Source organism: Citreicoccus inhibens (assembly GCF_019039035.1).
GTDB classification, from domain to species: Bacteria; Myxococcota; Myxococcia; order Myxococcales; family Myxococcaceae; genus Citreicoccus; species Citreicoccus inhibens.
This window is the reverse complement of sequence record NZ_JAHNZT010000006.1, coordinates 42648-57194: the sequence shown is the minus strand read 5'-3', so window position 1 is coordinate 57194 and position 14547 is coordinate 42648. Positions and strand designations below refer to the sequence as shown.

General features: G+C 67.1%; 14 protein-coding genes. 10 read left to right on the top strand and 4 right to left on the bottom strand.

The window, feature by feature from the left end; genetic code table 11:
- The 4 genes from KRR26_RS10225 to KRR26_RS10210 all read right to left on the bottom strand — a co-directional run bounded on the left by KRR26_RS10225 (nucleotide 1) and on the right by KRR26_RS10210 (nucleotide 3330).
- Nucleotides 1-768: an ABC transporter permease gene (locus tag KRR26_RS10225; protein WP_120202777.1), complete on the bottom strand. Its 768-nt coding sequence runs from the start codon at nucleotides 766-768 to the stop codon at nucleotides 1-3.
- Nucleotides 765-1745 (bottom strand): ABC transporter ATP-binding protein, encoded by a 981-nt coding sequence (locus KRR26_RS10220; RefSeq protein WP_120202775.1) that lies wholly within the window; start codon nucleotides 1743-1745, stop codon nucleotides 765-767. Before KRR26_RS10220 ends, KRR26_RS10225 begins: the two co-directional genes overlap by 4 nt.
- Complete coding sequence (locus tag KRR26_RS10215; RefSeq protein ID WP_120202772.1) at nucleotides 1726-2652, bottom strand: pilus assembly protein PilG; 927 nt, start codon at nucleotides 2650-2652, stop codon at nucleotides 1726-1728. Before KRR26_RS10215 ends, KRR26_RS10220 begins: the two co-directional genes overlap by 20 nt.
- 93 nt (nucleotides 2653-2745) lie before the next feature.
- Complete coding sequence (locus tag KRR26_RS10210) at nucleotides 2746-3330, bottom strand: prepilin-type N-terminal cleavage/methylation domain-containing protein (RefSeq protein ID WP_217079726.1); 585 nt, start codon at nucleotides 3328-3330, stop codon at nucleotides 2746-2748.
- Nucleotides 3331-3554: 224 nt separating this feature from the next.
- Between KRR26_RS10210 and KRR26_RS10205 the strand changes: the two genes are divergently transcribed.
- The 10 genes from KRR26_RS10205 to KRR26_RS10160 all read left to right on the top strand — a co-directional run bounded on the left by KRR26_RS10205 (nucleotide 3555) and on the right by KRR26_RS10160 (nucleotide 14432).
- Nucleotides 3555-4592 (top strand): prepilin peptidase, encoded by a 1038-nt coding sequence (locus tag KRR26_RS10205; protein ID WP_217079725.1) that lies wholly within the window; start codon nucleotides 3555-3557, stop codon nucleotides 4590-4592.
- Between the two features lie 13 nt (nucleotides 4593-4605).
- Nucleotides 4606-5742 (top strand): sensor histidine kinase, encoded by a 1137-nt coding sequence (locus KRR26_RS10200; RefSeq protein ID WP_217079724.1) that lies wholly within the window; start codon nucleotides 4606-4608, stop codon nucleotides 5740-5742.
- Between the two features lie 37 nt (nucleotides 5743-5779).
- The gene (locus KRR26_RS10195) at nucleotides 5780-7198 is read left to right on the top strand and encodes a sigma-54-dependent transcriptional regulator (protein WP_217079723.1); all 1419 of its coding nucleotides are present in this window, start codon (nucleotides 5780-5782) and stop codon (nucleotides 7196-7198) included.
- A gap of 206 nt (nucleotides 7199-7404) precedes the next feature.
- Nucleotides 7405-8487: a type IV pilus assembly protein PilM gene (gene pilM, locus KRR26_RS10190; protein WP_120202761.1), complete on the top strand. Its 1083-nt coding sequence runs from the start codon at nucleotides 7405-7407 to the stop codon at nucleotides 8485-8487.
- 27 nt (nucleotides 8488-8514) lie between these two features.
- Nucleotides 8515-9192, top strand: coding sequence for a PilN domain-containing protein (locus tag KRR26_RS10185; protein WP_120202760.1), 678 nt, complete (start codon nucleotides 8515-8517; stop codon nucleotides 9190-9192).
- A gap of 21 nt (nucleotides 9193-9213) precedes the next feature.
- Nucleotides 9214-9798: a type IV pilus inner membrane component PilO gene (locus tag KRR26_RS10180; protein WP_120202758.1), complete on the top strand. Its 585-nt coding sequence runs from the start codon at nucleotides 9214-9216 to the stop codon at nucleotides 9796-9798.
- 43 nt (nucleotides 9799-9841) lie between these two features.
- Nucleotides 9842-10399: a pilus assembly protein PilP gene (locus KRR26_RS10175; RefSeq protein ID WP_199723676.1), complete on the top strand. Its 558-nt coding sequence runs from the start codon at nucleotides 9842-9844 to the stop codon at nucleotides 10397-10399.
- 55 nt (nucleotides 10400-10454) lie between these two features.
- Nucleotides 10455-13301 carry a type IV pilus secretin PilQ gene (gene pilQ, locus KRR26_RS10170; RefSeq protein ID WP_217079722.1) on the top strand — a complete coding sequence of 949 codons (2847 nt, stop codon included), beginning with the start codon at nucleotides 10455-10457 and terminating at the stop codon, nucleotides 13299-13301.
- Nucleotides 13302-13339: 38 nt separating this feature from the next.
- On the top strand, nucleotides 13340-14026 hold the full coding sequence (locus KRR26_RS10165; protein ID WP_120202753.1) for a hypothetical protein: 687 nt from the start codon (nucleotides 13340-13342) through the stop codon (nucleotides 14024-14026).
- 40 nt (nucleotides 14027-14066) lie between these two features.
- Nucleotides 14067-14432: a roadblock/LC7 domain-containing protein gene (locus KRR26_RS10160; protein ID WP_120202751.1), complete on the top strand. Its 366-nt coding sequence runs from the start codon at nucleotides 14067-14069 to the stop codon at nucleotides 14430-14432.
- The last annotated feature ends 115 nt before the right edge of the window (nucleotides 14433-14547 follow it).

The window sequence follows — 14547 nt, the reverse complement described above, 5'->3', positions numbered from 1 at the left end:
CTACCGGAAGTCGCGGCGCTCGAAGATGAAGACGGCGATGGCGGTGAAGATCGCCGCCCAGGCCACGCCATACGCCGCGGCGGACAGGAACGTGCCTGCGTCCACGGTGAGCGCATAGGTCGCGCGCGGCCGGAAGTTCATCCGCTCCAGGTTGGGCAGCACGTAATAGAGGACCCGGCCCAGCGTCTGGACGAGGGGATTCTCCGAGTACTTCGCGATCTCATACATGTCTCCGGCCAGATGCCCGGCGAAGTAGAGGCCCGTGGTGCAGATGGCCGAGACCGCGGGCCCCGAGAAGCTGGAGAACAGGATGCCCGCGCTGCTGAGCACGAGCAGCTCGAACCAGAGCCCCGCCGCGGCGACGAGCTGCGTGGAGGTGATGGCCGCGCCGAACATCAGCAACTGGCTGAGGAAGATGAGCGTCATCGCGGCCACGAGCACCGCGAGCGTGAGCATGTTGCCGGCGAGCCGCGCCACCAGGAACTGCGTGCGCGACACCGGCTTGCTCACCATGAGGAAGATGGTGCGCCGTTCAATCTCCCGGCTCAACAGTCCGCTGGAGAGGAAGATGGTGAGGAACGCGAGGATGAGGCTCATCGTCCCGAGCCCGAAGTCCGTCAGCACGCGGTCGAACGTGTTGACAGTGACATCTGTCACCAGCGTGGAGGAGAGCAGGACGACGGAGGCGAAGGCGCCCACGACGACCGTCACCTTGTTGCGGCGCGCTTCGCGGAAGCCATTCCACGCCATCGCGGTGAACGCGTTCATGTGTTGATCTCTCCGCCCACGCTCGTGGCCCGGCCTGATTCCTTGAGGGCATCCATGAAGAGTTGCTCCAGCGAGAAGCGCGCGGGCTGCACCCGGTTCACGCGGCCCCCCGCGCCCAGTACGCCCCCGAGGAGTCGCTGGCTGTTCGTGTCCGATACCTGTAGCAGCACGCGCCCGTCGAGCGCCTGAGCCGACTCCAGCGGCACGCCGAGCTGCTGCACCTGATCCAACTTGAGGTTCTCCACCACCATCTCGACGGTGGGGACCTGCGCGGACACCAGCTCCTGCACGCTGCCCTCGCGCACGCGGCGCCCGCCCACGAGTACTGCGAGGCGATCGCACAGCGCCTCGACGTCCGGGATGATGTGACTGCAGAACAGGACAGTGGTGCCCTTGTCGCGCTCCGCGAGGATGAGGTCTCGCATCTGCCGGCGCCCGAGCGGATCCAACCCGCTCGTGGGCTCATCGAGGATGAGCAGCTTGGGGCGCCCCACCAGTGCCTGCGCGAGCGCGACGCGCTGGACCATGCCCTTCGAGTACCGGCGAATCTGGAGCTTCTCCGCGCCGGCCATCTCCACCGCGCCGAGCACCTCCGTGACGCGGCGGTCCAGGTCATGGCCACTCAAGCCGGACAAGTGCCCCGCCAGGGTCACGAACTCGCGCCCGGTCAGGTAGTCGTAGGGCGAGGGATTCTCGGGCAGGAATCCTACGAGCCGTCGCGTGGCGGCGTGGTCCACCGGCTGCCCGTACAGCCGCGCGGTGCCGCCGCTCGGCCGCACGAGATTCATGAGGATCTTGATGGTGGTGGATTTGCCCGCACCGTTGGGGCCGAGCAGGCCGTAGATCTGCCCAGCGCCCACCTGGAGATCCAAGCCCTGGAGTGCCCGCACGGTGCGGTTGAGCCAGAAGCCGACCTTGTAGGTCTTGGAGAGGCCCTGGGCCTGAATGGGAGGAGCGTCAGGGGATACCGGTTGCATGACCGTCCGTCTCCGGGTTGCGAGGGTGGGGAACGATCCGGGTGCCGTCGGCGGCCCGCTCGTCGTAGATGACCTCCAGGCGGAACTTCGACGCCGTGGAGTAGGTCCGTCCGTCATCCGCCAGGTAGAAGTGCCCACCGAGCGGATCCTCGGGGAGCTGGGTGAGGAGGCCGGGCTCGATGAGCGCCTCCATGCTGGCGGGCAGCTTGCCGTGGTTCTCGCGGTAGCGAGCCACGACGCTGTCGAGCTGCCGGAGCACGCGCTCCTGGAGGATCTCCTGGATGCGGCGTTCGTAGTACGCGCGGCTCTCGTCGTCCTCGGCGCTGTCTCGCATCATCTCCGCGAGCGACATGCTCGTGTCGAAGTCGCCGGACTGCGCATAGAGCCGCGTGGCCAGGGCGGTGTACCAGGGCGGGGCGTTGGGGCGCTTGGACAGCCCCATGATGATGTCACCCGCCTCCTTGTACTGGTGGTGGAAGAACATCAGGTTGTAGGCGAGCTGGAACTGCGTGCGCTCATCCTCCGGAACATTGAGGACGCCCTTGCGCAGGAGCTGGGTCGACTCGTTCGCGTTGGCGTAGTGCTCGCGGCCCAGGTGGATGGGGATGGTGATCCCCGCGAACGTGTAGACCTTCGCGAAGCGCGGATCGAGATCCGTCGTGAGGTCCGCGTAGTAGTAGATGTCGCGGTGGTCGAGGGCCGATTGCGAGATGCCCACCCGGTTGATGGTGAGAATCCAGAAGTAGTCGGCGACCAGCCCCAACTGTCCCCGGAAGACCGTGCGGAGCAGGCCGGGGCGCGGCAGCAAGGGTTTGCCCCCCGACCGCAGCGCGGACGCGGGCGGTGCCGAGAGCAGGCACAAGGAAAGCAGTCCAGCGGGCAACAGCAGGGCAGGGAGCTTGCTCATGGGCTCGGTAAAAACGCACGCGGGGCTCTCGGTCTTCCCGAGAGCCCCGGTGGGGATGCAATGCCTCCCAGGTTCAACGGGAGGCGGATGACATCACGGGCAGCTCACGTCGTTGTACGCGTTGCCCGGCTCGCCGCCGGAGATGGCGGTCGCGTCATTGCCGCAGGTGCCGGTCAGCGCGATCGTCGTGGTGGACGAGGTGATGGCCCACGTGTCCGCGTTGTCGTCGTTGTCGACGTTGCCAACCGCGGAGGCATTGAAGTCACAGCTCGGGCAGGTGCCCACGACGCCAACGGTGGTGACGGGATCCGCAGCCGTTCCCGGCGGCGTGGGGAACCGGGCAACGTCCTGCTCGATGCAGCCGACGGTGTAGGACCGGAGGGTGACCGCAGCCGCATTCTTGCACGCCGGCGCCAGGCCGTAGCTGTAGCGGTTGCCGGCCTCCGGCGTGAAGCCGAGGGTCTTGTAGTTGCTGAGGTACTTGTCCTTCTCGCCGAAGTACGCCTTCTGCGAGGTGTACAGCGCCTTCAGGTTGGTCTTCGCCTCAGACTGCTTGGACTTGGCCTGGAAGCGGATGAAGTTCGGGATGGCGATGGCGGCCAGGATGCCGATGATGGCGACCACGATCATCAGCTCGATCAGGGTGAAGCCACCCTTCTTCCGGAAGAAACGGATCATGTGCTTGGGACTCCGCGAGAAGGCGCAGGGGGTTGTTGAGGGACGACGCGGGGAGAAGTAGCACGAACAGTGCCACACCGGCCAGGGGGCCATCCCATGAATATTCCCGTGGAAGTGCTCGCCCGGGATGCTTCCTGGGTAGGCGGGCTGCCAAAAATTGTCACCCGCGTTGACGGAATTCGTCGATCGCGCACACGCAGCGGACGGGTAGGATGGACGGCTCCGTGACCTTCTCGTCCGTGTCGGGTTGGGCCGAGTCCCTCTTCCTCCTCTACCTGTTCGTACTCGGGCTGTGCGTGGGGAGCTTCCTCAACGTCGTCATCGCGCGCGTCCCGGAAGAGCTGAGCATTGTCCGTCCCCGCTCGCGCTGCCCGAAGTGCGGTCACGTGCTGGCTTGGTATGAAAACATCCCGGTTGTTTCATGGCTCTGGCTGAGGGCGAAGTGCCGAGCCTGCCGCGCGCCGATCTCCCCGCGCTATGTCCTGGTGGAGTTGCTCACGGGATTGCTGTTCCTTGCGTGCCAGCGCCGGTTCGGTTGGACCTATGAGCTGGTGCCGGCGCTCGTGCTGGTGATGTTGCTGGTCCCGCTCACGTTCATTGATTTGGAGCATTGGATCCTCCCCTTCTCGCTGACGCTGCCGGGCATCGCGGCGGGCGTGTTGCTGGCGATCCCGCGCGGCACCGACGCAGTGCGAGGCGCCGTGGTGGGCGCGCTGGTGGGATTCCTCGCGTTCCGGCTCATGGAGTACTTGGGCTGGAAGGTGTTCAGGAAGGAGGCGCTCGGGGGAGGGGACAAGTTCCTCGTGGCGCTCCTGGGTGCGTTCCTCAGCTGGCGCGCGCTGCTGGGCATCCTCTTCTTCTCGTCGTTGCAGGGCGCGGTGGTGGGCGTCGCGCTGCTCGCGCTCACTGGTCGCGCAGGGCCCAGCGGAGAGCCCGCTCCGGAGGCGGCGACGGATGCGGCTCCTTCCGAGGGTGAAGAGTCCCCTGCCGAGCCCGAGCTCAAGATGACCTGGGAGTTCACCCGACCCGGATTGTCCTGGGGCAAGCGGTTGTTGCTCATCCCCTGGTGCCTCGTGTTCCAGCCCATCCCGGATGCGCCAGTGGATGAGGAGGGAGAAGAGGAGGACTGGGTCCCAGGGCCGACCAACATCCCTTTCGGCCCCTGGCTCGCGCTGGCGGGCCTGGAGCTGATGCTCCTGGGGCCTTGGCTCGCGACCGTGCTGCCTCGTGAGGTGTGGCTGCTCCTGGGCGGTGTGCGGTGAGTCGGGGACTCGGGTGAAGTGGCGCATCGCCAGCGTTGCGTTCCTGCTGGGGTCGCTCTCCACGGGGCTGACCTGGTTGACGCTGCAGCCGGTGCTGATCCGCCTGCTCGAGATTGCGAGGCGCTTCGCGCTTCCGGGGACCGCCGAGGCGGAAGGGCTGGCGCGCGTGCGCGGGTTCCTGCCGTTGGCGCTTGGCCTGGATCTGGTCGCGTTGTCCGTGCTCGCGTACCTGGTGCTCGACACCACGGTGGGACGTCCGCTGCGCGCCACGGAGGAATCGGTCGAACAGCTCGGGAGGCTGGAGCTCGACCTGCCATTGTCCGCGCAGGGCGGGCCGCTGATGTCACGCATCCAGCGCGCGCTGCAGCGGATGGCGGAGGCGCTGCGCCAGGAGCAGGCCCTCACCCGCAGCCAGTTGGACGAACTGCGGCAGGCGAACGCGCGGCTGGCCCACGCGCAAACGGAGCTGGTGGCGTCAGAGCGTCTGGCCACGGTGGGCAGGCTCGCAGCCGGCGTGGCGCACGAGGTGGGCAACCCCCTGTCCGGCATCCTCGGGTATCTGTCCCTGGCCCGAGCACGCGCCCAGACGCCTGAGCTGCGTGACTACCTGGCTCACATCGATCAGGAGGTGCTGCGGATCGATCGGATCATCCGTGGGCTGCTCGACCTGGGGCGGCCGGCGGCCTCCGTGTCGACGCCGGTGGAGGTGGGGCAGGTGGTGGAGTCGTGCACTCGACTCGTGCGCGCGGGCCCGGAGCTGTCCGGCGTGGAGGTGGCCTTCGACCTGGAGCCGGGCGTGCTGGCGCGAGCGGACTCGGGGCCGTTGTCCCAGATTGTCATCAACCTGTTGCTCAACGCCGCGCAAGCGATGGGCGGGCAGGGGCGGGTGCGCGTCACGTCGCGCCGCGAGGGTGATGCGGTGCGCGTGGACGTGGAGGACTCGGGACCCGGCATTCCGAGCGAGGTGATGCCGCGCCTCTTCGAACCGTTCTTCACGACGAAGGGGCGCCAGGGGACGGGCCTGGGGCTGGCGGTCTCCCTGCGTCTGGCTCAGGGGATGGGAGGTCGGCTGACGGCCGAGAACGCGCCTGGTGGGGGCGCCCGCTTCTCGGTGTTCCTGCCCGCCTTCCTGCGCGGTCCGGAAGTGTGAGGGGGGCCGGCGAAGCGGCTAGGATGCGCGCACGCCCATGCCCGTGTTCCGCTCGATTCTCGTCGCTGACGACGAGCCCTCCATTCGCCACGTTCTGACCCTCGTCCTCACGGACCGGGGATACGACGTCCGCGCCGTCGCTGACGGGGACGAGGCACTGCGCGAGATGGCCGCGCGCCCGTACGACGTCCTGCTGTGTGACGTCCGGATGCCGAAGAAGGATGGCCTGTCCGTGCTGCGGCAGGCGCTGGCGGATCATCCCGCGCTGACGGTCGTGGTGATGAGCGCCTATGGCTCTCAGGAGCAGGCGCTGGAGGCCGTGGCGGCAGGGGCCTACGACTACGTCCAAAAGCCCTTCAAGCCCGAGGAGATCGCCTTCGTCCTGAGGAAGGCGGAGGAGCGGGAGCGGCTCGTCCGCGAGAACCGCCGCCTCCACGACACGCAGAACCCGCTCGCGCCGCTCGGGCTCATTCTGGGCGAGAGCGGCTCGCTTCAAGCCGTGCTCAAGCAGGTGGCGAAGCTCGCGCCCGTGGACACCACGGTGCTCATCTCCGGCGAGAGCGGCACCGGCAAGGAACTCATCGCGCGCGAGCTGCACGCGCGCAGCCGCCGTGCGGCCATGCCTTTCGTGGCCGTCAACTGCGGCGCCATTCCCGCGGGCCTCATCGAGAGCGAGCTCTTTGGCCACGCCAAGGGCGCCTTCACCGACGCGCGCACCGCGCGGCACGGCTTGTTCTCCGAAGCGGATGGCGGGACGCTGTTCCTCGATGAAGTGGGTGAGCTGCCGCTGTCCGCGCAGGTGAAGCTGCTGCGCGTGTTGCAGGAGGGTGAACTCCGCCCGGTGGGCGAGAACCGCGTGGAGAAAGTGGACGTGCGCGTCGTGGCCGCCACGCTCCGAGACCTCGCCAGGCTGGTGGAGAAGGGCGAGTTCCGCGAGGACCTCTACTACCGCCTCAACGTGGTGAACCTCCGCATGCCGCCGCTGCGCGAGCGTCGCGAGGACATCACGCTGCTCGCGCGCGCCTTCATCGGGCGCTTCAATCGCGAGCTGAATCGGGACCCCCCCGTGCAAGGGATGTCCCCCGAGGCGGAGGCGCTGCTCACGGCCTACGGTTGGCCAGGCAACGTCCGTGAGCTGGAGAACGCGATGGAGCGCGCGGTGCTGCTGGCCGAGGACGCCCTCATCCAGCCCGCGAACCTCCCCGAGCGGCTGTGGACCGCGCCAGTGCCGACCCCCAGCGATCCTGGCGGCAACAGGATGCAACAGGTTGGAACGGACCTGTCACTCAAGCGGGCCATCCGAGATCTCGAGGAGTCCTTCATTCGCGCGGCCCTCCGTCGCACGAAGGGAAATCGCACCCGGGCCGCCGAGGTCCTGGACATCAGCCACCGGGCTCTCCTCTATAAAATCAAGGAGTACGGCATCGACCCGGATGCCGAGGCCGAGCGGGGTTGAGGGCCGGACCGTCACGTTGTACGGCCGTGCATTTGACGAGACCCCGCCGGGGCCGGAAAATCGGGCCTCCGCGGCGGCAGTGTGGGGAGCCCGCGATTCAAGCAATCCTGGCTCTCCCCCGACCGCAGGGCAGGCGGGCTCCAGGCACTTTTTAGGAGGGGGTGCAAGCCAGTGCTACGCTGGCTTCCTCTCCGACGGAGTCAAGCATGGCGAAGGGCAAACTGGCACTGGGCCTCGATATCGGATCGACGTCGATCAAGATGATCATGCTCAAGGAGCAACGCAAGCGCGGCGAGATCGGCTTCGCGCTGCAGAGCTTCGGCATGAAGCCCTTGCCTCCCGAGGCCATCGTCGATGGCGCCCTGATGAACTCGACGGCCATCGTGCAGGCCGTGCAGGAGCTGATGTCCGAGCTGAAGGTGAAGGGCAAGGAGGTCGCCATCGGCGTCTCCGGTCACTCGGTCATCATCAAGAAGATCCAGATGCCTCGCATGAGCCAGGAAGAGCTCGAGGAGAGCATCCAGTGGGAGGCGGAGCAGTACATCCCCTTCGACGTGAAGGACGTGAACATCGACACGCAGATCCTCGACGGCGGCGGCAATGACGCCACCGGGCAGATGGATGTGCTGCTGGTCGCCGCCAAGAAGGACATGATCAACGACTACACCACCGTCGTCTCGGAGGCGGGGCTCGCCCCGGTGGTGGTGGACGTGGACGCCTTCGCGGTCCAGAACATGTTCTCCACCAACTACGATCTCCCGGAGAAGGAGACGGTGGTGCTCATCAACGCGGGCGCCTCGGTGGTGAACATCAACATCATCGCCAACGGCGTGACGGTGTTCACGCGCGACGTCACCATCGGTGGCAACCAGTTCACCGAGGAGATCCAGAAGCAGCTCAACGTCTCCTATGAGGAGGCGGAGGCGCTGAAGATTGGTGGCAACCGCGCGGACGCGGACGCCGTCGTTCCGCAGGAAGTCGAGCGCGTGCTCTCCAGCGTCGCCGAGCAGGTGGCCGGAGAGATCCAGCGCTCGCTGGACTTCTACGCTGGCACGGCCGCCGACTCGAACTTCACCAAGGTGTACCTGTCGGGTGGCACCGCGAAGATTCCCGCGCTGTTCAAGACCATCGAGGCTCGCACGGGGGTGCCCGTGGAGATCCTCAACCCGTTCCGCAAGATCGAAGTGGACAACCGCAAGTTCGACCCCGCGTTCATCATGGACGTGGCGCCCATGGCCGCGGTGGCAGTGGGACTGGCGCTCCGGCGTCCGGGCGACAAGCTGGGCTGAGCCGCTGGCCACGAGGAGACGACTCACATGATGATCCGCATCAACCTCCTGCCCGTCCGGGCAGTCAAGAAGCGGGAGATGGGCCGGCAGATCCTGGTCCTCTTCGCGGTGGTCCTCATCGGCGCGCTGGTGGGCAACTACCTCTGGTACGCCAATCGCGATGACGAGTTGCAGCGCGCCCGGAAGGGCATCGCGGACACCCGCGCGAAAATCGCCGCCCTGGAGAAGGTGATCGGCGAGGTGAAGAACATCAACGCGCGCAAAATCGAGGTGGAGAAGAAGCTGGCCGTCCTGGACTCGCTGCGCAAGGGCCGCAACGGACCGGTGCGCATGATGGACGCGCTCGCGTCCGCGACGCCCAAGAAGGTGTGGCTCAGCGGCTTCACCGAGAGCGCCAACGCGGTCAGCATCAGCGGCTCTGCGACGAGTCACGACGAGGTCGCCGAGTTCATGCGCGGCCTGGGCAGCATGGTCTGGACGCCCAAGGGAATGGGGCGCCTGGTCGAGCAGCGGCGTGATGCGAAGACCTCTCGCGTGGAGCTGCTGTCCGCCGAGGTCGCGGTAGAGGAGTTCTCGGTGGGCGACATCAAGCCCTTCTTCGCGAACATCGACCTGACCAGCGCGGTGCAGTCGAAGCCGACCCAGCCGGGAGTTCCCGCCGTGGTCGACTTCAACATCACGCTCACCGCCGACTACGCCATCTGAGCGACGAAGGAACGTCCCGCCATGGAAAAATACCTGGATCAGCTCGCGAAGGCGTCACCGGCGGCCAAGTTCGGTGGTCTCGCGTTCGCCGTCATCGTCATCACCGCGCTCAACTTCTTCCTCGCCATCCAGCCGACGGAGGAGGAGATCACCCGCCGCGAGGCCGAGCGCCGCACGCTCGACCTGGAGCTGGCCGACAAGAGCGAGATCGCCCAGAACCTCAACGAGCGCCGGCGCGAGATGGACGTGCTCGAGCAGAAGCTCGCGGAGGCGCTGACCGAGCTGCCCGAGAAGCGGGATGTCGAGGAACTGCTCGCGCAGATCAACGACATCGGCAAGAAGTCCGGCCTGGAGATCTCCCGCGTCGAGCCCGACAAGGAGTTCGTCGGCGGCGGTGAGTTCTTCGCCCGCATCCCCATTCGGATGACGGTCAGCGGCAACTACCACGAGATCGCCATGTTCCTGCAGGAGATGGCGAGCATGCGCCGCATCGTGAACGTCAACAACATCCGGCTCGGCGAGCCGACGATGAAGAACGAGAAGGTCGTGCTCCAGAGCAACTTCCTGGCGACGACGTTCCGGTTCATCGACACGAAGAGCAACTAGAAACTTGATCCGCCTGGCAACTAGGGCGACAAGGGATCCGAGGATGAAGACGTTCAAGGCCACGATAACTGCTGCGATGCTGACGCTGGCGCTCCCCGCCTGCGAGTCCAGCCCGCGGCCGCCTCCTGCTCCACCGCCGCCTCCCAAGGCCGCGGCGGCAGCGCCAGAGCCCAAGGCCGAGGTTCCGGCTCCTCCGGCGTTCGTCTACACCTACAGTCCGGTGGGCAAGCGGGATCCCTTCCGCAGCCCGCTGGGCGAGCTGGGCCCCATCCAGCGCGATCAGCCCGAGCACACCTGCAACGAGCCGTTGTGCGCGTTCGACATCGACCAGCTGAAGCTGGTGGCGGTGGTCACGGGCGACGCGAGCCCCATCGCGATGGTGGAAGACCCCTTGGGACGCGGCCACATCGTGCGTCGCAACACCCGCATGGGGCGGCAAGGCGGCAAGGTGACACAGATTCTCCGGGACTCGGTCACTGTGACCGAGGTCTTCACGGGGGCCAAGGGCGAGCTCATCTCCAATCCGGTGAGCATGCAGCTCAAGGCCGACGCGAAGCTGGACCCCGCCTACAACCTGATGACGGGCAAGAACTGGGAGTAGCGCCCCTAGGCGCGCCCGCGGGCAGCTGCCCGCTTCCAACTTGTTGAGGGGACGCATGCTCGAGAAGAGCGCTGTGACGAGGGGCAAGTGGATCGTGGCGGCCGCATGGGCGGTCGTCCTTGTTGGCGCCACGGTGAATGGCGCTGAACTGAATACGCTGCGCGACTTGCAGGTCGCGCGCACGGGAGCTGGCGCCCAGGTGGTTGTCACTGGGAACCGGCCGCCGACCTTCACCGTCTTCCGGCTGAGTGGGCCGGAGCGGCTGGTGGTCGACCTCTCGTCTGCGGATGCCACGGGCATCAAGGGGCACCATGATGGCTCCGGCCCGGTGACGGGCGTGGTGGCATCGCAGTTCTCCGATGAGCGGGCCAGCGTGGGCCGCGTCCTCGTGGCGCTCGACAAGGCGTCTCAGTATGACGTTCGCGCGGACGGCAATCGCGTGGTCATCTCCGTGGATGGCGCCGCAGAGGCTCCCGCGGTGCAGACCGCGGCCGTCGCGCCCAAGCCGGCCGAGGTGAAGCCCGTCGCCGCTCCGGTCAAGGCCGCGGTGGCCGAGGCCCCCGCTGCTCCGACGGTGAAGCCGGCGGTGGCCCTCGCCCCCGCCAAGGCCCCTGAGGCTGTCACGCCGGTGAAGGCCGTGGTTGCCGAGCCGGTGAAGGTGGCCGAGCCGGTCGCGCCCGCGAAGCCCGTGGTCGTCGCCGAGGCCGCTCCGGTCACCAAGGAGCCCACGAAGGCGCCGCTGCCCGAGAACGTGGTCGCTGCCGAGGCGGATGAGCGCGAGGTGGCCAACCCCGCGCACCACATCACCCAGCTGGCCCTCAACAAGGACACGCTGCGCGTGGGCACCGATGGCGACATCGCTCGCTACGAGGTCCTGGAGCTGGCGGATCCGCCGCGCCTCGCGGTCGATGTGTACGGCGTGGGCATGGCGACGAAGGCTCCGCGCGTGAAGGGTGGGGTGCTGGATGCCCTGCGCGTGGGGGCTCACTCGGACAAGGTTCGGCTGGTGCTGGTGGCGCGGGGCGCGATGCCCGCGTACCGCGTGGACCGCACGCAGAATGGCCTGGAGGTCGTGCTCGGCGAGTCCGTGGCGCGCAAGCCGGCGCCGAAGGCGGAGCCCAGCGCGATGGTCGCGGAGATCTCCGAGACCGAGCCGATGCGCTCGACCCCGATTCCTACCCCGGCCGCCGCGCCGCAGGCCGCGATGGTCGACGTGAAGGACCTGTCCTTCGACGAGAGCCCCGCGGGCGGCCGCATCCAGCTCAAGCTCTCGGGCCCGGTGGTGTGGAAGGTGGACCGCCCGGATCCCCGCAGCGCGGTGCTGACCCTGGACAACGCGAAGCTGCCGCGCAAGTTCGAGCGCAGCCTGGACACCAGCGCGCTGGAGACGCCGGTGAAGATGATCAGCGCCTTCACGGTGCCGGGTGAGGGCCGCAAGGTGCGCCTGGTGGTGGCCGCGGACGGTGCCATCGAGGAGAACGTCTCGCAGGGCTCCAACACGCTGAGCTGGCGCCTGGACGTGAAGGGCGTGAAGACGGAGGAGGTCGCCGTCGCTCAGCGCACGGCCGGCTTCACCGCCGAGGCCCCCGCCTACGCCGCCGAAGGCGCCCCGCAGCAGTCGCGCTACAAGGGCAAGCGCGTGTCCTTTGAGTTCAAGGACATCGACATCCAGAACCTCCTGCGCGTCATCGCGGAGATCTCCAAGCGCAACATCGTCGTCGCCGACGACGTGTCGGGCCGGGTGACCATCCGCCTGCGCAATGTTCCCTGGGACCAGGCGCTCGACCTCGTCCTGCGTACCAAGCAGTTGGGCAAGGAGGACCTGGGCAACATCATCCGCATCGCGCCGCTCAAGACGTTGGAGGAGGAGGCGCGGCTCCGCCAGGAGCGCAAGAAGTCGCTCCAGCAGCAGGAGGAGCTGCTCGTGAACCTGCTGCCCGTCAACTACGCAGTCGCTGGCGACATGGCCGCGCGCGTGAAGGACGTCCTCAGCGACCGCGGTTCCGTGACGGTGGATGCGCGCACCAACGTGCTCATCGTGAAGGACATCCGCTCGCACGTGGAGAAGGCCCGCACGCTCGTGCGCAGCCTCGATACGCAGACGCCGCAGGTGCTCATCGAGAGCCGCATCGTCGAGGCCTCCACGACCTTCAGCCGGTCGCTGGGCGTGCAGTGGGGTGGTCAGGCTCGCATGAGCGCGGCCACGGGCAACTCGACGGGACTCATCTTCCCGAACTCGGTGGGTGTCACCGGTGGCGCGGGCGGCACGGCGATTGGCGTGGCTGGAACTCCGAACTTCGCGGTGAACCTGCCGGCCGCGGTGGGTGAGGGCGCCGGTGGTGCGCTGGGCTTTGTGTTCGGCTCCGCGGGTGGCGCGCTCCAGCTCAACCTGCGCCTGTCCGCGGCGGAGAACGAGGGCACGGTGAAGACCATCTCCGCGCCCAAGGTCACCACGTTGGACAACAGCCTCGCGCGCATCAGCCAGGGTCTGTCCATCCCGTTCAGCCAGACGTCCGCGAGCGGCGTGAATACGACCTTCATCGAGGCCCGCCTGTCGCTCGAGGTGACGCCGCACATCACCCAGGACGGCAGCATCCTGATGTCCATCAACGCGCAGAACAACCAGCCTGACGCGTCCAACACGGGCGCCAACGGTCAGCCCTCCATCCAGCGCAAGGAGGCCAACACCCAGGTGCTCGTGAAGGACGGCGACACCACGGTCATCGGCGGCATCTACGTGCGCCGCGGCTCCACGGCCTCGCAGCGGGTCCCGTTCTTCTCGAAGATTCCCGTCCTGGGCCTGCTCTTCAAGCGGCAGACCGAGAGCGACGAACGTCAGGAACTGCTCATCTTCATCACGCCTCGTATCCTCAACCGCCAGTCGATCGCGCAGAGCCTCTGATTCGGCTGCCGCGTCCTCTCACAGGAGAGCGTCTCTCTATGAAGCGCGTCTTTTTCGCCGCGGCTGTGCTGGCCCTGGGTCTGGGGGCCTGTGTTGACTCGCCGACCGAGATCCAGGTCTTCGATGCGAAGCAGCTGGATGTGGAATGCAAGGTCACCGCGACCGATCCGAGCATCCTGAACGGCTCGGTCAACTTGAACTACGCGGTGAGCTACATCGCGGCGTTCATGGTGAACTCCAGCCTCAACCAAGGCCCGGTTGTCATCGGGAGCCTGCCCGTTGACGGCACATCGGATCCCGACGCGGTCTACATCGACCGGATGTCGGTGACGTACAAGGCGACCCTGCTGGACTCCTCGGTCGGGGGCTCTTCTGGGACGAATCTCAGCATGGACCCGGAGGAGGTGCCGGTTCGCCTCGCGGTTCGGGGAGCCACGAAGGACAACATCGTGGTGCTCGACCTCGTCACGGTGGCGGCCTACAACAAGCTGAAGGCCGCCGTGACCGCTGGTCAGTACGCCCAGGTGCTCGTGACCTTCAAGTTCAAGGGAAAGACCGCGGGAGGTGCGAAGGCGGAGTCGAACGAAGTGACCTTCCCGCTCAGCGTCAGCAACACGCCCATCAAGATCCCCACCTGTGCGTCAGGGGTGATCTTCAAGGCGGTTGGGCCGTGCGGCACCTTCGGGGGCCAGGATGGCGTCTACCCGGAGTGCGTGAACCCGTAGTCTCCTCGGGCCCGTCGCTGGTCCTCCACGAGCGCTTGCCATGTCCTTCCGCACACACCTCGAGTCGGTGGTCAATCAGGTCGACGGGGCCCTTGCCTGCAGCGTGATGGGCTTCGACGGCATCTCCGTCGAGACGTTCCAGAAGGACGAGGCGGTCGAGGACCTGGACCTGTCCGGGGCCTGGGTGGAGTACGCCAACCTCCTGACGCAGCTGAAGAACGCCGCGGAAGCGCTGAAGACGGGCGCGGTGACGGAGGTGAGCATCAACAGTGAGAAGGTGCTCACCATCATGCGGCTGGTGTCCCCGGAGTACTTCCTCGTGCTCGCCCTGAGCGCGGAGGGGAACTACGGCAAGGGGCGTTACGTCCTGCGCGTGACGGCGCCCAAGGTTCGCGCCGAGTTGTAGCGGGGAGGCCCGAGGGCCTCCCATGCCTGTCGGGCAACGCACCGCACGCACTGCTCCTTTCCTCTTTTCAGGAACAGGGGCATGGGCTAGACACCCCGGACTTTTCGCAGCTTTC